Here is a 21,921-nt window from a genome sequence, read left to right as displayed (position 1 = left end):
TATGTAAGTTCTTACTTAATTCAAAATGCTTTAAAGCTATACATTCAACCAAAATAAACACTCAGAGACTTTATTTTGCTAAATTAATCTCATCACTTCTTGTAGTTACACTCTTATAACTCTAAAATCCATAGCACTGTAATTATATACATACTTTAGGTAAATCATCACATGCTATCGAGCTCACTAAAAAAAACAATTAGGCAAGTACACCAGCATGTGGCTAGCAACCTAAACGATTATCGCCCTCGTAGCAGTCAAAACTACCTTGTAGCCGAAATAGCAAAAACGCTTGCTGGCGAATACCATAAAAAGCAGCGTATTTGCGTAATTGAAGCTGGCACCGGTACAGGAAAGTCTCTTGCCTATTGTTTAGGCGCATTACCGCTTGCCTTAGCGCAAAAAAAGAAGCTAGTTATTTCTACCGCAACTGTTGCACTGCAAGAACAATTAATAGCAAAAGAACTGCCATTTTTTAAAAAGCATTCAGGCCTCGACTTTAAATTTGATTTGGTAAAAGGTCGCCATCGTTATATTTGTGCCCACAAATTACATAATGCTGTAAACGGCGATAGCCAAACACAAATGGACTTTATGCCAACGCTTACTTCACCACTGAGCACAATGGAAACCAAGTGTTTGAATGATCTATATAACGCCTATGTTAATAAAAAATGGCAAGGCGATAGAGACAGCTGGGCCGATACTGTACCCGATAGAGTGTGGAACTTAATAGCCTGCGATAAACATTCATGCCAGCGCCAAATGAAGGCGCATCAAACGTGTCCGTTTCAGCTTGCTCGTAATCAATTAATGCAAATGGACGTACTAGTAATTAATCACTCATTACTACTTGCCGATTTAGACTTAGGCGGTGGTAAAATTTTACCAGAGCCCGACAACACCATTTATGTAATTGATGAAGCGCATCATTTAGCACATATAACACGCGATTTCTCATCGGCCGCAGCAACGATTAAAGGCACAATAGAATGGCTTGATAAGCTCACCAAGTTTAGCGGGAAAATGGCGAAGGTTTTAGTGGGGCAAAGAGCCATTGGTCAAAACTTTAAACTTTGCGACAGTATTAACGATGCGAATAAAGATTTAAAAGTAGTTCGCGATATTCTTGATAATGCCGACTTTGAATACTCAAAAGACGATACTTATCGTTTTGAGCACGGTGAAATCCCAGAATCATTGCACAGTAAAGCGAAAGACATAAGCGAAGCCACGCAAGATGCGCTGCGCTGTTTGAACAAAATGCACGACACCCTTACCCAAGATGTAAGCGACGGCGACATAAAACCTTACGTTGCCGACCCAATACTAGGCGAAAGCGGTCAATACATAAACCGCTTAGAGCAACTAAACAAACTATGGTTTAGTTACGCAAAAAAAGGCGAAGGTGCTCCCCATGCACGGTGGATAAAACGTCTTGAATATAAAAGCCATCACGACCACTTATTAAGCGACTGCCCTATCGAGGTCGGTTATTACCTAAAAGATAAATTGTGGCGAGAATGCGCGGGCGCTGTTTTGTGCTCTGCGACATTAAGTGCACTGGGCTCGTTTGATCACTTTGCTTACGAAACAGGACTTGCTAAAGAAGAAGGCGTTAAATTTATTAAAGTACCTTCTCCTTTTGATTACCCAAAACAAGCCACTTTACGTATTCCGGTATCTAAAGTAGAACCTACCGATAAAGACTTTAGTGAGCACCTAGCTAAAACTTTACCAGAGTACCTAAATGATAAAAAAGCGAACCTTGTACTATTCGCTTCTTACTGGCAAATGGGCCACGTAACAAAGTTTCTTAGAACAAAAGGTTTTAACTTATTAGTACAAGGTGAGATGTCGCGAGAAGCGTTGCTTAAATTACACACTAAAAATGTAGACGAAGGCAAAGGCAGTATTTTATTTGGAACCCAGAGCCTTTCGGAAGGTCTTGATTTACCTGGTAAATATTTAGAGAACCTAATAATTACTAAAATTCCGTTTGCGGTACCTACTTCGCCAATAGAAGAAGCGCAAGCAGAGTTTGTACAAAGCAAAGGTGGCAACCCGTTTTTAACGATTACCGTACCAGACGCCGCAAAGAAATTGGTGCAAAGCTGTGGTAGACTGCTGCGAAAAGAGAGTGATGAAGGCTGTATTACTATTCTCGATAGACGCTTAGTTACTAAGCGATACGGTAAAGCCATGCTCGACACCCTACCACCTTTTAAAAGACAAATAGATTATTAATGTTTGAACTCGCACTCGATCCAACAACCTGGGCTGTTTTATGTGCTGTTGCACTTGCCGCTGGTTTTATAGACGCTATCGCCGGTGGCGGTGGCATGTTAACTGTGCCCGCTTTATTAACTGCAGGCTTACCTCCACATTTAACATTAGGCACCAATAAACTCGCGGCTAGTTTTGGCTCCTTAACAGCTAGTTATACGTACTATAAAAAGAATTTATTTAGCCCGAAATTTTGGGCAGCCTCCATCATAGCTACTGCAATAGGTGCATTGATAGGTACTGTTATTGTTGATCATTTAAGTATCGATTTTTTAAACAAACTACTACCCATTATTATTATTTTAGTTGCCGCCTATAGCTTATTTGGTAATTTAAGTACCACAGAAGGCGATGAACTGCCTAAACTCAACAAAGCGATGAAAATAAAACAATGGCTACAGGGTTTAGCATTAGGCTTTTTTGATGGTTTAGCAGGCCCAGGTACGGGTACTTTTTGGACTGCTTCTAATGGCATGCTTTACAAAATGAACCTGCTACTCAACTGTGGTTTAGCGCGTTCAATGAACTTTGTGTCTAACTTTATATCTTTAATTACCTTTGTTGCACTCGGCCATGTAAACTTTTTACTTGGCATAACAATGGGCTTTTTTATTATGCTAGGCGCATGGTTTGGGGCGCATTCAGCAATACGTTTTGGTAGCAAATTTATTCGCCCAGTATTTAATACTATGGTTATACTTTTAGCATTAAAACTAATTTACGAGGCTTACTTTTAATATGCATTCAATGGCTTTAGATAAACTACGTCAACAAGTTGCAACGCTAAAACAACAAGCTGAGCAATTTGATAAAGCTAAACTTTTTTCTAAAAATCGTTACATGCAAGCACAACCTAGCTTGTTTGACCGCGCAGTTTTTAGTACCAAAAGCATGAACCTAGTCGATTACGTGATAGAAATAGAAGATGAAGTTTCGAGGTTACCGCCAAGCGAGCATCGCCATGCTTATACCTACGCGCTTGAACGTATTGCAGCTCAAATACAAGCTGTATTCAATGTTATTAAATCAACGCCTATTTGGGTTAAAGAAAACAAAAGCCATTATAAACCACGCCCTAAGCAAACAGTTTATAAGCAAGCTGTGCAAAAAGTAATGCAATCATCCCATGAGCTTTACGACGAATTAAAACAAAACCATGAGTTTGAACGCCGTTTAGTACTTATGATTGAAGAGCGAAAAATGCAAATGGATAAAGCGTCGCCTGCTAAAGCACAAAAGCTTAACCTTGAAATATTAAGCACACACGCTCGATTAGGCCGCTGCAGAAAAGCAATTTCTGCCACCGAAGATAAAATTCAACAAGTCGAAAAACAACAGTTACGCTGATGCAACTTTTTTACCACCCGCTATATTCTGCTTTAACGCTTCCTGAGCGCCATCGTTTTCCAATACAAAAATATCAAAAGCTTAAAGCAGAAATTGAAGGCTTAGGCTTAACGCCCAATAATTTCACTTCACCTATAAAAGCAACGCCTGCTCAGCTTTCGCTATGCCATAATCAAACTTATATAAATAACTTTTTAAACGGCACGCTTAGCAATAAAGCCATAAAAAAATGGGCTTTCCTTATTCAAATGAATTGGTAGAGCGCACATTACTATCAGTTGGGGCAAGCATCCAAAGTAGTGAACACGCGCTAAAACATGGTTTTTCGGCTAATTTAAGTGGTGGCTATCATCATGCATACAGTAATTATGGCAGCGGTTTTTGTATTTTTAACGATCTAGCTATTGCAGCAGCACATTTAATAAATACAGTAATTATGGCAGCGGTTTTTGTATTTTTAACGATCTAGCTATTGCAGCAGCACATTTAATAAATACAGAGCAAGCCGACACTGTTTTAATTTTTGATTGCGACGTACACCAAGGCGATGGCACAGCACAAATCACTCAAAATCATGACCAAATTATTACCTGCTCAATTCATTGTGAACAAAATTTTCCTCGCAATAAGCAAGAGTCTACTTACGATTTTGCATTGCCCGCTAAAACAACCGACACTGAGTACCTCGCTACATTAGAGCAAGCACTCGATTTTTGCGTGCGCATTCATAACCCCGATATTATTTTGTATAATGTAGGTGCTGATATTTACACAAAAGACGAGTTAGGCTTGTTTGATGTATCGCTCAATGGCGTATATAAACGCGACTTTTTTACTCTCAACTTTTGTAAGCAACACCAAATCGCACTAATGTTCGGCCTAGGCGGAGGTTATCAGCGTAATTTGAGCTCACTAATTAATGTTCATAAACAACTATTTAAAGCCGCTATCGATTTATAGCAAGCCATAGTATAGACTCAGTTAAACGGATTATTTTAAAGCGGTGGGAATATGCGATTACACGAAGACATACACAACTATTACGAAAAGATTGTAGTCGAGGAAGTTATCAAACTTAAACTTGATGAAAAATATGATGAAGATGTAATGGCTGACTTTTGTTGTACGGTACTAAATCAGCTCCCGCCACGATATATTCGCTACGATGTAGATATGGCGTTTTATTTACCGCAATCAGAACGTATACATATGGAACAACGTGTACAAACCGCAATAAACGTTGCCATTAGCCAAATATCAAAAAAGAAAGAGTTAAATGACAAGTCCACTTGATCAAGCCCCTACACATATTAAACTTGCAGTAGATTTAATTATGATACTAGAGCAACACGATGTTGCTCCAGAAGAAGTACTAAAAGCACTTGAAATAGTTAAAAGCGACTTTGAAAAGAAGCAAACCGAAAGTTAGTTTTATTCAACCAACTCAATTAGATAAGTTGTTACAGTCCCTTCGCATTTCTCACAATCAACTTACATTTTGTGCTTTTAAACCCGATGCAGTTTAATAAAGGAACTATTTAATCAAATTGCTACTGTTGCTTTAATGAACCTGCAGCTACTGAGAATTTTTTCATTCTTATCGTTAATTTATTATTTTTATATGCCGGTTCCGAATATGGCTTACACTTTTTATAAACCCTGTTATTCTAAAATCCAATCCGCATAATTAAAATACTATCATGACCTTAGCAAGCTTACTGCGATTATTTTTTCTGGCCGCTATTTGGGGCGCTTCTTTTTTATTTATGCGAATGGCCGCCAATAGTTTAGGGCCTGCGGTATTAATTGAGTTTAGAGTAGGCTTTGCCGCACTCACCCTCTTTATTGTGGCGCTGTACTTAAAACGCCACTTAGCCTTTACTGAACACAAAAAACACTTTTTTATTATAGGCGCGTTTAATTCAGCTCTGCCGTTTTTATTTTTTGCTTACGCAGCTCAAACTATCAGCGCATCCACACTCTCAATTTTAAATTCTACAACACCAATATGGGGTGTTGTAGTTGGAATTTTATGGACTAAAACAAAGCCCACAAAAAGTATGGTGCTGGGTTTGATAGGTGTTGCAATACTTGTTGGGCAAAATCATTTTGTATTAAATAGCCAATCAATTTTGGCCATAGTAGCGGCATTAAGTGCATCACTTTGCTATGCCATTGCATCGCATTACACTAAAAACGCTCCTAAACTGGCCCCATTTGATAACGCCCATGGCTCAATGTGGGCTTCAACCTTTATGGTATTACCTCTTATCTTATTTATGCCAATACGAGAAATACCAAGCACCAACGTTATGCTAGGTGTACTCGTATTAGGAGTAGTGTGTACCGCACTTGCTTATATTTTATTTTTTAAATTAATCGACGATATAGGCCCTACCTCGGCGTTAACAGTCACGTTTTTAATTCCGCTATTTGGCATTTTTTGGGGGCATTTATTTTTAGATGAGAAAATAGGGCCAAATACGTTACTAGGCGCATTATTTGTAATTGTAGGCACTATGCTGGTTACTGGCTTCTTACCACGAAAAAAGCACTTAGCTAAAACAAGCTAAGTGCTTTTAATTTATACTACTTCTTACGTTAAGATTTACTGCTTATTCACTAATTTGCGATTGCTGAATAAGTAATAACAGCTCTGCAGTGGCGGTTGCATCAGCCAATGCGCGGTGATGGCTGGTTAAATTTAAATTAAAATGCGATGAGAGATTCCCCAGCGAATACGACTTTAAGCCTTTAAACGCTTTGCGCGATTCAACCACGGTGCACATTTTTGGCATTTTAAAAAAGTGCCCTGCAACCTCACACTCTTTTTTAATAAAGCCGTAGTCAAAGTTCACGTTATGGGCTACAAAAATACTGCCTGCGAGTTTATCTAATAGTGGCTGTGCTATATCGGCAAATACAGGCGCGTTGTAAACCATGCTATCGCTTATACCAGTTAGTGACGTTATAAATCCAGGTATATGGCGCTGCGGATTAATAAGAGTCGTCCAAGTATCTATTACTTTACCGTGCTGCACTTTAACGATGCCAATTTCGGTAATTCGGTTACCGCCTTTTAAGCCGCCTGTGGTTTCTATATCGACCACACTGTAAATACGGTTAGGATCTACAAACCATTTAACCGCAGCAATGTGTACTGTAAAGCCCACATTTTTTAAATTATCAATAGTGGTAAGTTGGTTGCGCCTAAGTTTGTCTCCCGGCGCTTTTACTTCTTCAAAATGTACTTGGCCATTATTAATTACCATTAAGTCGGGGTAGCCGTCTTTTAGCTGTAAATAATGTTTGCTCATGGCTGTTAAGTGCGCAATTAGCGCCTTAATAGGGCTGTTTAAAATAAGCGCCTCTAGTGGCTCTAATAAATTGCTGCGCCACCTAAACAAACCGTTAGGTTGCTCAAAGTATTGCGCTGCATGTTTGCATACTAAATTAAGTAATGCTTGCGACGTTTGGCACTGAGCTAAGCGCTCGTTTATCTGTGTTTGCTGCGCTTCATAAAAATTACCAAGCCTTAATACTTGCGGATAAATATCAAACTCATTGCATGGCGGATAAGGTGACTCCACAAATAACTCATGCCAAAATACTAAACCAAACAAACTTTGCCAAAGCGTGTTTTCGGTATTAAATACCTGCATACCTTGGCGAGTATAATAATCGTTTACGCCCTGCTCTACTTCACCTCGGTACAGTTCATCTATTTTTAGCACGCATTGGGTGTCGGCAAGCATGGCACTTAAACGCGAACGTGTTTTTTTATTAAACTTACGCATTAAAAAATCGTCAGCAAAATAAAGTAAATCATCAGTAAGTGGATTTTCGATAATGGCTTCTAATCGTGCTTTTACCCACTCTTTATTGCCAAGCCTGTATTGCTCTCTTATTTGAATTTCTTGTGCTTCGCTATCATCCGCGCACCCTTCAAGTAAACTAAAAGCAAGTTCGCTATCAACTGTTTTTAGCTGCCTATAAAGCCTAACTAATAGTTTGTTTTTTAATACAACGGCTATTGCACCATGTGCAGCTTGCTCTAAAACCTGCGACGCTAAAGCGACGTAATCGCTCTCATCTGTAATATTTTTAAATGCTAACCGGTAACGGTTTAATAAATAGTTTGATTGCGCTTCGTCAAGTGTTTCAAAACGCGACAAGCTCTCGCTGTGTCCTTCGCGCGTAGCGGTTAAGCCTAAGTCTCGCATTACAAAACGGTTTTGATGATTCACATCACCACTGCTTAGTTTGCCTGCAAATAAAAACTCAAAATACTCGTAGTAATCACTGCGGTTGTTAATTACATACTGGCTATAAAGTGGCGCAAGCTCTTGTGGGCATGCTTTAAAAAACTCACGCGCAACATCCACCAGCGCGCCTTTAGCGGCGCTCTTTTTAAAGCTTATTTGCTCACTGTAATTACTTAGCAACTCAACCAAAGAAGGTTTAGTTAAGTGCGCTAAAAGCTGCTGGTAATGCTGCTCGTTTGGCTCAAATAAAATACCCGCTTTTTTTAGCGTATAAATAGCCTGATGCGGCGAGGTTATTTCTTCATAATTAAGCGATTGCGCCTGCACTAAATAAGGCTTTCGCGAGTACACACGCGCCAACATGCATTGGCTTTGCTCATCTAGCTGATTAATTTTACTAATAAATTCGCGGTGTTTGGGCTCAAGTAAATGCATACATTTACTTGTTACAAACTCAATAAGCTCTCTAAAATGCGCTAAATAGTATTTTGCTGGTAATTCTTTTTTCATAATATCGCCACAACTGTATATAAAAACAGTATCTAGCATTTGTGCTTATTATTCAATCTTAAACTTGTAACTAAAACACGCTATAGTGAGCTTATAAAGCAAATTCATTAAAAATAAAGGACTTACCATGAGCGCGCACCCGTACGATATTTTATCACTCAATAACGGCGCAAATATTATTTTTACGCCTTGCCCTGGCACAAAAACACAAAACTTAGCGGATTCAATCGCAACATTAAAAGCGGCTGGCACTCACATGCTGCTTTCACTTATGCCTCAAAAGGAGCTTGAAAAAACAACGTACAAACAATTAATACTGAGTGCAATAAGCACGATATAACCTGGTTTCATTTACCAATAAATGACGACGAAGCACCCAAACAACCTTTTACATCAAGCTGGAACACCCACAAAACCGACATATTACAGGCCATACAACACAAACAAACCATTGCCATACATTGTAAAGGCGGCACAGGACGTACAGGTTTGGTCGCTGCGCTTATTTTAAATTCGGCAGGTTACACAAAAGAAGAAGTATACAGCCTAGTACAAGGCATTCGCCCTAAAGCGCTTAATATAGAATTGCAAAAAGAGTACTTTGAGGTGTAAGACAAAGACTGGGGAAGATTTAGCACTATGATTAGTGCTAAAAATATTTAATGTTAGTTATGGATTAGCGTTGATAAGCGAACAACTTGTTAGATTGTATTTTTAAAATAGTTTCAAAATTTTTCATCTGCAACTATAGCAGCGAGTTTTTCATGAAAACCAACAATATGCCTGGATTTAAACTTTTGAGGACTAAAAGAAATTATCTTTGCCATTTCAATTATCTCGTCAATTCCTCGGGTTAGATAACCCTCAGTTTCATCAACGCTTAAAATGATATCTCGACTATATAACCCGACAGAACCACACATCACAGATAAGAAATACTCATTATCATGCTCATATAGAGTCCAACTCCAAGGTTTTTCATCAATTATTCTCACGTATGGCCGCCTAAACATAACAAGGCTGCAGAATAACTCCAACAGCCAAATTCAATTAAATAATGAGTCCCTTCAATTAACTCCAAACATTTCAAAGCGTTAGATAATGCATTATTTGCAACTAATACAACAGACTGTTTTTCTTAAAAAGAGTAGTTCCTCGGCCTCACGCCAGTTAAGCGGATAAAAATGCTTGGCTATAATCGCCTGTTTCTATTCCGTTTAAACTACTTGTATGGTGAATTATGCATAACTGACCAAATTTTTATATCTAGATAAAATATCTGGATTTTTCCGTAGGCGCTCTTCCACATCAAAGGAGTTCCACCAAACAATAGAGTTTTGCTCTTTACGGTCCTTTTGTCGCTCTAGCATCTCGGTAAGGTCTCTTGTAATTTGAGTATTAACAACAAGCATATATCCTTCAGGCCTATAGTCAAAAATAGTATCTGCAACATCAACATCAGCCTTTCCGACAGATGATTTCTTCGAAGTACTTAAATTTGTTTTGCATTGAACAATCATTTTCCCAATTTTTATTGAATTTTCGTCTTTGGAAATTTGATGCTCGTTGTGAAGCATATTGTATTCACAGATTAAATCTCTACCATTATCACCTTGATTCGTCGGTGCAACCTTTTTGACAGAAAAGATCCATGCTTCTCTGTTTAGCAGCTCAAGAACTAAATCTTCAAATTCAGCACTTTTACTCCTGTCTGAAATATTCCACACAAACTTTTGACTACCAAAGAGAAGTTCTATTTCATGCTGCTGTCGAGCTCTAATCAATTCTTTCTCTGAATTGACGGACTCCATACCACTATTTGTGTACTTCATAAGTACATGCGAATCTGAAATAAATACTAGTTGATTCTCCTGCGGAATAACCCTGAATTCTGAGCAATCTCCTATGGATTCTAAAATTGCTTTAGCAAAGGCTTTTTCTTTTCGTGATATTGAGTTTTGAATATCGTTATGGATCTCGATTGATGATTCCACACCTTCAATACTTTTAATACCCCCTTCATTTTTTAAGACAAAACCATTTAGTGTTCGAGCTATATGAGAGCTTCTAAATATAGAAAACCCTGCAGAAAAGCTTCTGAAATAAAACCAATTAGGGTTCTTCCGTAGATTCGCTACATATGATTCATCTTCTCCAACAGCATTGACTATACTCTCTATCCATAAATCAAGCTCTGGTGATTCACTTGAAAAATCATCAGGATCAGAATCATTTGCACCAAGTATGTCTCCTTGATACATATGAAAAATGTATAAATCGAATAGAATATCGTAGAGGCACTTTAGGTCAGCTTGACTATTTTTTCTTATACGCTCATTGAGAGGTTGTGCTGGAAACCAGTACATCCCATATAATTCATCATCTATTCCACTAAATTCATTATGCTCACCTAAAAAGCGAAATGAACTATGGCCTTTGCATTTGGATATAGTGGTTAAAACAGTTGGTATGATGTCATGTAGATCCGTAACTTCCTCAACTCTTCTTTGACGGATATAAAAGTAAGGTAACATGCGATCTTCGTCGAGGTTTTCAAGTATCACCTGCCAAAATGGACAACAATCTAAGCCGATTTTAATACTGCCAGATTCAAGTTCCTCAGTACTAAATCCTAGTGCATCTATTTTTTTCAAAAAACCTTTAATCATAATACCTCATACATTAAAACCACGAAGTTCACCTAACAGCCCAGTCTACGATAATTATCGCTTATAAACCGATAATGTCCCTATATTCAATTTATTTACCTTAACACCAAATAACTACATGTAAACAATTGCATAACCTCATACCAGGTTATGCAATTGCAAAAAACCAAAAGGTACAGATCAGTAATATTGATTCAACAGCTACTTCCCATACAAAGCACATTGTTTATTGAGATTCAGTCTGCGCTATTCAAAAAACGGTACTTAAGTTAAAAGTACTTAATCCAACGCCTTTAGACTAATACCTTTAATTTAAAGGTATTAGAACGGCTTAATTTATCCCCGCTAAATCGTTATACCTGCACAAATGTATTCAACCATAACGCTTTACGATATTATGCTCCCCTAAATTTAATTTAACTTTCAGGGCATATAATGACAACGCACACACCGCCTTCCCACTCAGCCAACACAGCTGAAAACACCTCTCTTTTTTACGTAATTTTTATCTCTGCCGTGGCTGCTATTGGTGGCTTTTTATTTGGTTTTGACTCAGGCGTTATTAACGGCACAGTGTCGGCACTCGGTAATGCATTTAATTCAAGCAGTGTAGCTACGGGCTTTAATGTAGCGTCTGTGTTACTAGGCTGTGCCTTGGGTGCACTTGCTGCGGGGCCGCTGGCTGATAAGTTTGGTCGCCGTGCAATTATGATCATCACTGCGATTATTTTTGCCATTAGTGCATTTGGTTCGGGCATTAGCGAAAGCTCTGCGGAGTTTATTTTTTACCGTTTATTTGGTGGTCTAGGTATTGGTGCTGCGTCAGTATTAGCGCCAGCTTATATTGCAGAGGTGGCACCACCAGCACTACGTGGTCGTTTAGCTACATTGCAACAACTCGCTATTGTATTGGGTTTATTTGCTGCTTTTTTAAGTAACTACTTAATTGCTGATGCAGCAGGCAGCGCGCAAAATATTTTAATGCTTGATATAGCCGCTTGGCGCTGGATGTTTTGGGCTGAGCTTGTGCCTGCTGTGTTGTTTTTAGTCGGTGTTTTGTTTATTCCGGAGTCGCCTCGTTATTTAGTGGCGCAAGGTAAAGTGGATGATGCAAAAGCGGTATTTAGTAAAATTTCGAACGACAACGTTGATGCGCAAATAAGCGATGTTAAACGCTCATTGCATAGCGATAAAAAGCCAAGTATTCGTGATTTATTTATTGATAACAGTAAAAAAGTACACCCAATTGTTTGGGTGGGTGTTGCGCTGAGTGTATTTCAGCAATTTGTGGGTATTAACGTGGTGTTTTATTACGGCTCTGAGCTTTGGCAAGCCGCTGGGTTTGATGAGTCGCAATCGCTATTTATAAATGTACTCGCAGGTACTACTAATATTGTATCAACCTTTATTGCCATTGCATTAGTTGACAAAATTGGCCGTAAACCACTGCTCTTAGTAGGCAGTATTGGTATGTTTATTAGCTTAAGCGCGCTTACTTATATATTTGGTAGTGCAGGCCTTGATGAAGCAGGCAAACTTGCCCTTAGCGATAACATGGGTACGTTTGCACTGATTATGGCTAACTTATTTGTGGTATTTTTTGGCTTAAGTTGGGGCCCTGTTGTATGGGTATTATTAGGCGAAATGTTTAATAATCGTATTCGTGGTGCAGCGCTTGCTGTTGCAGCTAGCGCACAATGGATTGCTAACTTTGCCATTACCATGACCTTCCCTATTATGCTGGCTAACATTGGCCTTGCCGGTGCTTATGGCTTTTATGCGTTATCGGCACTTATAAGCATATTTTTTGTTGTTAAATACATAAAAGAAACACGCGGTAAAACGCTCGAATCTATGTAATTTTTAAAAGCGGTGATATTAATCACCGCTTTGCTTTTACATACAATGGCGTTATTTAAGAGTGATTGTTTGGATGAGCTAAACGTTAATTAATAAATATATTTTAAACTGCTGTTAATACGTAAACGCTCCTTTTACCAGCAAGCTTTTACTACCAAAGTTTATAGCTACCGATTGCATACTTAAATATCACTATAGCTCAATACGTTAGCGAACCTTTTAACTTAAGTTAAGGCTGAATAGCAATCTACGCTCATTTATTTTAACTTTATAACCATTGCCGTATTACCTTTTATTATAACTAATCTATTTAAATTCCTTTTTAGAATATCAAAAATTAGCTATTGTCCGCCCATTCCAACTTTATGTATTTACTAAAATGAAAAAACAGTTAATTTCAGGCTTAGCTTTAACGTGCGCGTTAGGTTCGTTCAGTGCATTTGCTACTAATGGTTATTTTACTCACGGCTATGGCATGACCCACAAAGGCATGGCTGGTGCAGGTGTAGCGCTGTCAGAAGAGTTAATGTCTGGCGCTAATAATCCAGCAACTTTTTTACCTAAAGGAACAGAGCTATCACTGGGCTTAGAGCTTTTTTCACCTGAACGAAAATATACTGCATCAAAAGTAGATACTTTTTACCCTGGCGCATTTTATCTTGAAACAAAAACACAAAAAAGCGACAACACCGTATTTGCAATTCCAGAGTTTGCTATTGGCCATCAATTAAATGAAAAAGTAAATATTGGTTTATTAGTGTATGGCAACGGCGGTATGAATACCGAGTACGGCGCAGAATCCTCTCCTGAGGGGACTTTTTACGCTGGTACAACAGGCGTTGATTTAAAACAACTCTTTATTAGCCCAACAGTAAGCTATAAGTTGAATGAACAAACACGCCTTGGTGTATCCCCTATTTACGTGGTGCAACAGTTTGAAGCACAAGGGCTTGGGAACTTTGCTCCTTTTTCGCAATCACCAGAGGCGCTCACTGATAATGGTACCGATACAAGCACAGGCCTAGGCATTCAACTGGGTATTAGCCAAGATATAAATTCGTCATTAAGCTGGGGGGCAAGTTACCGCTCATCAGTGTCTATGCAAGAGTTTGATAGCTATAAAGGTTTGTTTGCAGAGCAAGGCGGATTTGATCTACCAAGTTCGTTTCAACTTGGCGCAGCCTACAAGCTTACCCCAAGTAATCAGGTTGTATTTGATTGGCAAAAAATAAATTACAGCGAAGTAAAAAGCATTGCAAATCCAGTCAATAATTTAATGTCAGCGCCTTTAGGAGCTAACGCCGGCGCTGGGTTTGGCTGGAACGATATGACTATTTATAAGCTTGGTTATCAATGGCAGCGTACATCGCAACAAAAGATTCGTTTTGGGGTGTCTTACACCGAGCAGCCTATTCCTTCTTCTCAAGTTATATTAAATATTTTAGCGCCGGGTGTTCAAGAGTGGCATTTTACTACTGGCTTTAGCCATTCTTTTACCAACAAGGTACAATTAAACGCTATGGCTTTTTATTCGCCAGCAAAAAAAGTAACGGGTGCTAACTACTTAGCGCCTAATCAACAATTATCAATCGAAATGAAACAAACCGGTTTAGGCGTTTCTATTGTTTGGGAAATTTAAAAATGATAACAGAATTCACCCCAGTATCGGCTGCAATAGGCGGGGCATTAATAGGTATAGCGTGTACGTTATTACTGGTTTTATACGGAAAAATTGCGGGCATATCAGGCATTGTTAAGTCTGTATTCGCTAAAGCAAATTCAGACTCTCGTTGGCAGTTATACTTTATTTTAGGGTTGTTGTTGGCAGGAGTGGCCGTAAGGGTATTTGCGCCATCTTTATTAGAAGGCGAATTGCAATTACCGCCTTGGCTTATTGTTGTTGCAGGGCTTTTAGTTGGCGCTGGTACAACGTTAGCTAATGGGTGCACAAGTGGCCATGGTGTGTGCGGCATGTCGCGCTTTTCTACTCGCTCTTGGGTTGCAACATGCACATTTATGCTTGTCGCCTTCATTACAGCAAACCTTGTAGGATAAATAATGAAAGCAATTATGATGGTTGTTATAGGCTTTATATTTGGCTTAGGACTTATTATTAGCGGGATGACAAACCCTGCTAAAGTGATTAACTTTCTTACCTATGGAAACCAATGGGACGCAAGCTTAATTATAGTGATGGCTGTTGCCATGCTAATAATGATGCTGACATGGTTATGGGTTGCAAAAAAAGAGAAGCCACTTCTTTCAGGAACGTTTAATTTAAGTGATTTAAAAAAAATTGATGCACGCTTAATTATCGGCTCGGTACTTTTTGGTTTAGGCTGGGGTTTAAGTGGTATATGCCCAGGCCCGGGTTTGGTTCAATTGGTATCTCTTAAAATGGAGTTTTTATTGTTTTTTGCAGCCGTCCTAGGCGGTATGTGGTTAGCCAAAAAAGTATAATATTTGCTGCCGACTAAACTCGGCAGCTACTTTACCCAAACAAAGGTACATAACTTGCTGCAATATATATAAAACTATATTGAACAGGTTTAAGTTATGCTAAATAAAGCGCTGGAATTTTCTAACAGCACACCTTGGTTAAGCGCAGCACCCTCCCTTTTACTTATAGCTATACTACTGTTTTTAATTCGTTTTTTTGTAATGTACTGGCTAAAAAAATGGACTTCAAAAACCACGTTTATATTCGACACTTTACTAATAGAGTCAATATCTAAGCCGCTAACACTGTGCACAATTATTGTGCTACTCACCATTTTAGAGCACGACACTTTCATTATTAGTACTTCTATTTCTCAACAGATCCCTTTTAATAGCATTAATATTGTATTAGCTCTGCTTGCACTTATTATGTTTTTAGACCGCTTTATTATTGGCACTATTAATTACTATGGTAAACAATCTGCCGTGGTTTTTAATTCAAAAAGCATAATTAAAGGCGTGATACGCGTTACATTATCGTCAGTGGGATTACTGGTTTTAATGGGCACGTTAGGTATTTCTATTACGCCCATTATTGCCTCGTTAGGTATTACGTCACTGGCTGTTGCTCTTGCTTTGCAACCCACCCTTGAAAACTTTTTTTCTGGCGTGCAGCTAGTAATAGATAAACCTATAAGGGTGGGTGATTTTATTGAGCTTGAATCTAAGGAGCAAGGCTTTGTTGATCATATAGGCTGGCGTTCTACATGGGTTAAAATGCTACCTAACAATATGATTATTATATCTAATAGCCAATTATCTAAGTCGCGTATTATTAATTACTTTTACCCTGAAAAAGAGCTAAGCGTACCTGTTGATATAAGTGTACATTACGATTCAGATTTAGAATTTGTTGAACAAGTAACACTTGAAGTAGCTCGTGAAATACTTATTTCACACGAATGGGGCGTTGATGATTACAATACCTTTGTGGTTTTTCATACCTTTGATAGATCAAGCATTAACTTTACGGTAATGCTTAGAGCTAAAGAGTACTTTAATCGCTTTTGGGTTAAATCTGCTTTTATAAAAGCCTTGCATAAACGCTATAAAAAAGAAGGTATTGTAATTCCCTTCCCTATTACGGCTATTAACACGACTCAAGAGGCCGCTAAATTTAATAGTGATAAAAAGGTGCAAGGCGACACTTAAAAAAAAGCGCGAGTAACTCTCGCGCTAATAAGTATTAAAACTTGTAGGTTATTTGCCCAATAATTTCGCGAGGGCTACCGGGAAAGTGGCCATTACGCTCAGTAAAGCCACTAACCGCGTATTCTTTATCAAACAGGTTATTAATATTTACACTCAGCAATACGTTGTCAAAGCGACTCGTCCAGCTCATATCAAATACGGTAAATGGTTTTACTTTTTGACCACCGGTACTCAGTTGCTCACTTACGTAATTTGCACCAAAGGCAATTGATGAGTCAATTGAATCAATAGCGTAGCGAGTCCATAAACCTGCCTGGTGGCGTGGTGCATTAGCAAAGCGCGAACCATCTCCAAATGTATTTGAAAGCGTATCACCCGTTACGCCGTCTACCACTTGCGTATCGTTGTATGCGTAGTTAGCCGTTACGGTCCAGTGCGCTGATAAATCGCCGACTAAAGTTGTTTCAAACCCTCGGCTTTCTACTTCACCTATATTTAAAAGTGCAGCAATGCCATCTCCAGCTCCCGTATCGTCAGGGTTGCTCATTACCACGTTTTCTTTATTAATTTGATAAATTGCAAAGGTGCTCATAATTTTGCCGTCGAGCCATTGGTTTTTCATACCCAGTTCGGTTTGCTTGCCGGTTTCTGGTTCTAAATTACCTTCGCCTTCTACATCTTCTTGGTCGGCTGACGATGTAGGGTTAAAGCTCTCTGAGTAGTTAATATATACCGATGTGTTTTCTACTGGCTGATAAGTAACAGCAACGCGCGGCGTTATATCGTTATCTGAGTAACTAAAACCAGTTTCTTGATTAAACTCTTTAAAATGGTCATAGCGTAAACCTGCAATAATTGTCCACTGCTCGCCTATGCTAATTACGTCTTGTGCATATACACCAAATCGGTCGGTATCAACGCCATCGCGGTTCATGTCGGTGAGGTTATAAGTGCTTGGGTCGGTTTCACCGTAGTTTAAATTAAAAATATTTAAATTAGCGACGCCATCGGCCTCATATCGGGCACGAAAGTAGTCATATTCGGTATCAACGGTGTGGTAATCACCACCAAATAAAAACTGATGGGTTAATTGTCCTTTTCCAAAGTTATAAACAAAGTCGGTGGTTATACTTGCTTCTTTATTGGCACGAAATTGCTTACGGTATTCTCGTTTGATGGTTTCGTCATCAATGTTTGCTTCGCCATCACCATTTACATCTACCCAACTTTGCGACTCATGGTAGCCTTGATCGCGTTCGTTATCCATGTAACGCAGTGTGCTACTTACAGAAAAATCATCACTAAAGTAATGACTTATCTCGGCTTGAAGCACCAACGCTTCCATATATTGATAATCAACCGCTTCATTAGCGTTATAACTTGGGTCAACTAAAAAGTTGCCGTTGTCATCTACCGGTACGCCACGTAAGCGGTTTCCGCCTAGGTCTTGTTTAATGTAGTCAACACTTGTGGTTAGGGTTGTTGAATCACTTAAATCAAATAACAATCCACCTGTCAGCTCGGTATTTTTTGAGTCTGCATTGTTACGAAAGCTGTCTTGCTCTTCATAGTAACCACCCAATCTATAAGCCATTGTATCGCTTAAACCACCTGTCATATCGAGTGATGCACCACGGGTGTTGTAGTTACCCAAAGTAAGCTTTAGTTCGCGTTTTTGTGTGTAGCTTGGCTTTTTGGTTACGTAATTAATCATCCCACCAGGTTCGCCACCGCCATACAAAGCAGAGGCAGGCCCTTTTAATACTTCAACACGTTCAACATTAAATAACTGCGGTACACCAAAGCCCGAATATGGGTCGCCACGCACACCATCATAAAATACATTGGCGTCATCTCTAAAACCACGAAAAGTTACACCTGAGTAGCTGTATTCACTCACACCCGCAATTGAGCGGTATAAATCGGTAATGTCGCGCGCGGCTTGGTCAATAATAAGTTGCTCGGTTAATACCTGCGCAGATTGCGGTAATTTAATAAGATCTAAATCCGTTTTAGTACCAATTTTACTTTCGGTTTCTAGGTAAAATTGCTGGGCACGGCCAGTTACTTCTATTTTTTCAATATCGTCGTTTTGTTGTGAAAAAGCTATATTAGAAAAAACAGATAAAGACGCAGCAATACTTAATGCCAAATAATTAGGGTTAAACATGATAATTCCTGGGAAAAGTGCAGATAGCCAACAATCTAAATGATAACTTTTATCATTTTCATAATCAACACAAGGGCGGGTTTAATACATCTAAATATTAGAACTAATATTACTTAAAACAGAGCGCTAGCCCTTTTATTGCAGTTAAAATAAAACCCCTACTGTATTAAATACAGTAGGGGTTATTAAGTAATTCTTAAATTAGTTTTAGCGTGTAATTTACCCAGCAATATTGCTAATTTGAATTACTGGAGACACGTTAGTAAAATTAACTAAATCAGCCGCTATTACTTCTTGATGAGGTGCAAAGGCTTGCTGAAAAGATTCTACCGATTCAAACACTAAATGCCCCATAGCAATATAAGTTGGCGCTTCGCCCGGTGCGCCACCTGCTAAACCTGCATCTGCACTACTTGATATAAGCGCTTTACCAACTAACTCTGCAACTAGGGGTAAATGTGTTTTACAGTAGTAGTCCATATCGAAAGTAGCACCTTCATTATTTGGGTATAATACGCTTACTTTAATCATTACATTCTCTCTTTTATTTACTAAAAAATTTAAAGCGTCTTTTGAAACAGTATGAATCATACATAAGTAAAAAAACGCATAAGTGAGCAGTCGCTCAATTATGCGTTATTCATACTCATAGCGCCAGTAATTTGATTGCAGTGCTTATTTTAATTAAGGTGATACTTCGCTAATTTACTTAAGTGCGGGTCGTTTTTTAAAAGGTTTGGGCGGTAAAGACTCTACAAAGTTAACGCACGTATTTACCCAATATGCTAAATCAGAATCAGACTCAAAACCTTCAGGCAAAATATAAACCAAGCCCTTAACTAGTTTTACTGTAAGGTCGCTCTTCTAACCCTCTGTCAAACGCCATTTAAGCATCTCTATTTTTTAATAAACACATTACACACTTAATAACGGTAATAGCACCTAAACCTAAGTAAATAAAATAATAAAAGGTGGCTGGGAAAGGTATGCAAAGAGTAGGTATAAAATTATTTTGGGCTTAAAGTTTTTATTAAACCGCACTAATCAAAGCTGATTGAGCTGACACTAGTGCGGTTCAAAAGTAAGTATAAAACTTACTAATTCAATATTAATAAACCAAAATGCTCATGCAGACAGTTGCACTTGAGCATCGGTTACAGATACTTTTTTCATGCTGCCTTGTTGTTCAAGACGAATATGCCAGCTAAACGCTTCTTCTAGTAAATGAGGGGTATGCCCGCCACGCTCACAAGCGCGCTCATAATAGTCTAACATCGCTTCGCGATATTCTGGGTGCACACAATGCTTAATAACTTGTACAGCACGCTCACGCGGTGCTAAACCGCGTAAATCAGCTAAACCTTGCTCAGTTACTAATATATCAACATCATGCTCGTTATGATCAACGTGGCTCGCCATAGGCACTACGCTTGAAATAGCGCCATTTTTAGCAATCGATTTAGTCACAAATATTGCTAAATGAGCATTACGAGCAAAATCACCAGAGCCGCCAATACCATTCATCATTCGTGTGCCACAAACATGCGTTGAATTTACGTTGCCATACATATCAAACTCAAGTGCAGTGTTTATTGCAATAATACCTAAACGGCGCACTATTTCAGGGTGGTTCGAAATTTCTTGAGGGCGTAACACTAGCTTGTGTTTGTATTGTTCTAAATTATTAAATACTTGCGCGTTACAACGCTCTGACAAAACAATTGAGCTGCCTGATGCAAAGCTCAGCTTACCTGCGTCAATTAGGTCAAACGTCGAATCTTGTAGTACTTCAGAGTACATTGTTAGGTCTTTAAAGTCAGAGTCGAGTAATCCCATCATTACCGCATTTGCAATGTTGCCAATGCCTGCTTGTAGCGGACCTAAATTAGCTGGCAATTTATTTTGAGCCACCTCATCTTTAAAAAAGTTAACTAAATGGCGCGCGATAGATGCGGTGTCTTCATCTGGGTCGGTAACGGTAGAAAACGAGTCGCTTTGGTTAGTAAAAACAATACCAACAATTTTTGCAGGATCGATAGGAATAGCAGTACTACCAATTCTATCATCTACTTTAACTAACGGCATTGGTTGGCGAGTAGGACGATACGAAGGAATGTATATATCGTGCAAACCTTCAAGATTCGGGTTATGCAGCATATTAATTTCAACGATGACTTGTTTGGCAAAAATAGCAAAACTGGCTGAGTTACCGACCGATGTAGTAGGCACAATATGCCCTTCTTCGGTAATAGCGACGGCTTCAATAACAGCTACATCAGGCATGGTTAATTGATGATTTCGTAGATGCTCAACCGTTTCAGATAAATGCTGATCAATAAACATAACTTCGCCGTTATTAATCGCTTTACGCAAAGTACTATCTACTTGAAAAGGCATACGACGCGCTAAAATGCCCGCTTCCGTTAATAGCTTATCGAGATCATTACCTAATGATGCGCCCGTCATTAAATTTATTTTGATAGGATTTTTTTTGACTTGCTCAATTAATGCTCTGGGTACTGCTTTAGCTTCTCCGGCACGAGTGAAGCCACTCATCCCTACAGTCATTCCATCTTTAATAAACAGACTTGCCTGCTCAGCAGACATAACTTTATTATGCAGATTACTATTGCGAATACGTTCCAAGTTCATTTTGAGCCCCTTTCTAAATTTGGCATTATTCTAATCCTAACTTCGTACTACACAATCTAGACTTAAGTCGTATTTACGAATCGAGGATGAACAAAATGTTTAAAAGGGAGGTTATTTTACTTTTAGTTAACACTATAATGTGGTTATTAGTAATAATTTTTACAAAAACGACACAAAAATCTATAAGGAAATTTATAAAGTAATCTATGAACAAATCGTATTATTAAATAAGATGAATTATTTTGAAGAGATAAATTTATTAGTTCAAACACCCAAATGAGGAATTTGGGTGGCAGTCTTACCAGCCACATCTCGGCACACACGTCACAAACTGTGGCTGCTCCCTTCCGGGCCTGACCAGGTTCGCCTGCTAGTGTTGCGAGAGGACCAATAAGACTACCATTGAGGGCCTTGGTTGGCGCGGGAAGGATTATCTCTACTTTTGCCCTGTTATTCAAGGGATAATCTAAAAAGAAAGTGCGATTGCATACTTCATATACAATCGCGACGT

General features: G+C 38.8%; 17 protein-coding genes, 1 other RNA gene and 2 pseudogenes. 13 read left to right on the top strand and 7 right to left on the bottom strand.

The window, feature by feature from the left end:
- Nucleotides 1–171 precede the first annotated feature (171 nt).
- From dinG to GQR53_RS04510, 7 genes and pseudogenes are all read left to right on the top strand, one after another.
- Complete coding sequence (dinG, locus tag GQR53_RS04540; RefSeq protein WP_165743010.1) at nt 172–2,247, top strand: ATP-dependent DNA helicase DinG; 2,076 nt, start codon at nt 172–174, stop codon at nt 2,245–2,247.
- The gene (locus GQR53_RS04535) at nt 2,247–3,023 is read left to right on the top strand and encodes a TSUP family transporter (RefSeq protein ID WP_024593658.1); all 777 of its coding nucleotides are present in this window, start codon (nt 2,247–2,249) and stop codon (nt 3,021–3,023) included. Before dinG ends, GQR53_RS04535 begins: the two co-directional genes overlap by 1 nt.
- A gap of 1 nt (nt 3,024) precedes the next feature.
- Entirely contained in the window at nt 3,025–3,633 is a 609-nt protein-coding gene (locus tag GQR53_RS04530) for a primosomal replication protein (RefSeq protein ID WP_149591895.1), read from the top strand.
- Nucleotides 3,633–4,593: pseudogene (locus tag GQR53_RS04525) on the top strand (histone deacetylase). Before GQR53_RS04530 ends, GQR53_RS04525 begins: the two are co-directional and overlap by 1 nt.
- Before the next feature lie 51 nt (nt 4,594–4,644).
- Complete coding sequence (locus GQR53_RS04520) at nt 4,645–4,926, top strand: late competence development ComFB family protein (RefSeq protein WP_002958257.1); 282 nt, start codon at nt 4,645–4,647, stop codon at nt 4,924–4,926.
- Nucleotides 4,910–5,062 carry a YbaM family protein gene (locus tag GQR53_RS04515; RefSeq protein ID WP_149591893.1) on the top strand — a complete coding sequence of 51 codons (153 nt, stop codon included), beginning with the start codon at nt 4,910–4,912 and terminating at the stop codon, nt 5,060–5,062. The genes GQR53_RS04520 and GQR53_RS04515 overlap by 17 nt, the downstream gene beginning before the upstream one ends.
- Nucleotides 5,063–5,333: 271 nt before the next feature.
- The gene (locus GQR53_RS04510) at nt 5,334–6,206 is read left to right on the top strand and encodes a DMT family transporter (protein ID WP_165743009.1); all 873 of its coding nucleotides are present in this window, start codon (nt 5,334–5,336) and stop codon (nt 6,204–6,206) included.
- Between the two features lie 42 nt (nt 6,207–6,248).
- Here GQR53_RS04510 and GQR53_RS04505 read toward each other — a convergent pair whose 3' ends face one another.
- Nucleotides 6,249–8,447: an exonuclease domain-containing protein gene (locus tag GQR53_RS04505; RefSeq protein WP_165743008.1), complete on the bottom strand. Its 2,199-nt coding sequence runs from the start codon at nt 8,445–8,447 to the stop codon at nt 6,249–6,251.
- Between the two features lie 88 nt (nt 8,448–8,535).
- On the opposite strand from GQR53_RS04505, the pseudogene GQR53_RS04500 reads away from it, so the two are divergent.
- Nucleotides 8,536–9,020: pseudogene (locus tag GQR53_RS04500) on the top strand (dual specificity protein phosphatase family protein).
- A 113-nt stretch (nt 9,021–9,133) separates the two neighbouring features.
- Here the strand turns inward: GQR53_RS04500 and GQR53_RS04495 are convergent.
- Together GQR53_RS04495 and GQR53_RS04490 are read right to left on the bottom strand one after the other, a co-directional pair.
- Nucleotides 9,134–9,403: a hypothetical protein gene (locus GQR53_RS04495; protein ID WP_165743007.1), complete on the bottom strand. Its 270-nt coding sequence runs from the start codon at nt 9,401–9,403 to the stop codon at nt 9,134–9,136.
- A 243-nt stretch (nt 9,404–9,646) separates the two neighbouring features.
- Nucleotides 9,647–11,077 (bottom strand): restriction endonuclease, encoded by a 1,431-nt coding sequence (locus GQR53_RS04490; protein WP_165743006.1) that lies wholly within the window; start codon nt 11,075–11,077, stop codon nt 9,647–9,649.
- Between the two features lie 435 nt (nt 11,078–11,512).
- On the opposite strand from GQR53_RS04490, the gene GQR53_RS04485 reads away from it, so the two are divergent.
- The 5 genes from GQR53_RS04485 (at nt 11,513) to GQR53_RS04465 (ending at nt 16,588) form a co-directional block, all read left to right on the top strand.
- Nucleotides 11,513–12,937, top strand: coding sequence for a sugar porter family MFS transporter (locus tag GQR53_RS04485; RefSeq protein ID WP_165743005.1), 1,425 nt, complete (start codon nt 11,513–11,515; stop codon nt 12,935–12,937).
- 379 nt (nt 12,938–13,316) lie between these two features.
- Entirely contained in the window at nt 13,317–14,576 is a 1,260-nt protein-coding gene (locus GQR53_RS04480; protein WP_165743004.1) for an outer membrane protein transport protein, read from the top strand.
- 2 nt (nt 14,577–14,578) lie between these two features.
- Complete coding sequence (locus GQR53_RS04475; RefSeq protein ID WP_021032090.1) at nt 14,579–14,992, top strand: YeeE/YedE thiosulfate transporter family protein; 414 nt, start codon at nt 14,579–14,581, stop codon at nt 14,990–14,992.
- Between the two features lie 3 nt (nt 14,993–14,995).
- Nucleotides 14,996–15,397, top strand: coding sequence for a DUF6691 family protein (locus GQR53_RS04470; protein ID WP_002958285.1), 402 nt, complete (start codon nt 14,996–14,998; stop codon nt 15,395–15,397).
- A 96-nt stretch (nt 15,398–15,493) separates the two neighbouring features.
- Nucleotides 15,494–16,588 (top strand): mechanosensitive ion channel family protein, encoded by a 1,095-nt coding sequence (locus GQR53_RS04465; RefSeq protein WP_165743003.1) that lies wholly within the window; start codon nt 15,494–15,496, stop codon nt 16,586–16,588.
- A 34-nt stretch (nt 16,589–16,622) separates the two neighbouring features.
- Here GQR53_RS04465 and GQR53_RS04460 read toward each other — a convergent pair whose 3' ends face one another.
- From GQR53_RS04460 to ffs, 4 genes are all read right to left on the bottom strand, one after another.
- Nucleotides 16,623–18,758, bottom strand: coding sequence for a TonB-dependent siderophore receptor (locus GQR53_RS04460; protein WP_165743002.1), 2,136 nt, complete (start codon nt 18,756–18,758; stop codon nt 16,623–16,625).
- 219 nt (nt 18,759–18,977) lie between these two features.
- Nucleotides 18,978–19,289: an EthD family reductase gene (locus GQR53_RS04455; protein WP_165743001.1), complete on the bottom strand. Its 312-nt coding sequence runs from the start codon at nt 19,287–19,289 to the stop codon at nt 18,978–18,980.
- Nucleotides 19,290–19,883: 594 nt separating this feature from the next.
- Nucleotides 19,884–21,410, bottom strand: a complete 1,527-nt coding sequence (locus GQR53_RS04450) for an acetyl-CoA hydrolase/transferase family protein (RefSeq protein ID WP_165743000.1) — start codon at nt 21,408–21,410, stop codon at nt 19,884–19,886.
- A 296-nt stretch (nt 21,411–21,706) separates the two neighbouring features.
- An RNA gene (gene ffs / locus GQR53_RS04445) (signal recognition particle sRNA small type) lies at nt 21,707–21,803 on the bottom strand.
- Nucleotides 21,804–21,921 lie beyond the last annotated feature (118 nt).

It is taken from the genome of Pseudoalteromonas sp. Z9A6 (assembly GCF_011378805.1).
In the GTDB taxonomy this organism is placed as follows: Bacteria; Pseudomonadota; Gammaproteobacteria; order Enterobacterales; family Alteromonadaceae; genus Pseudoalteromonas; species Pseudoalteromonas distincta.
The sequence above is the reverse complement of the archived record's forward strand: the minus strand, read 5'-3'. Positions and strand labels throughout refer to the sequence as shown.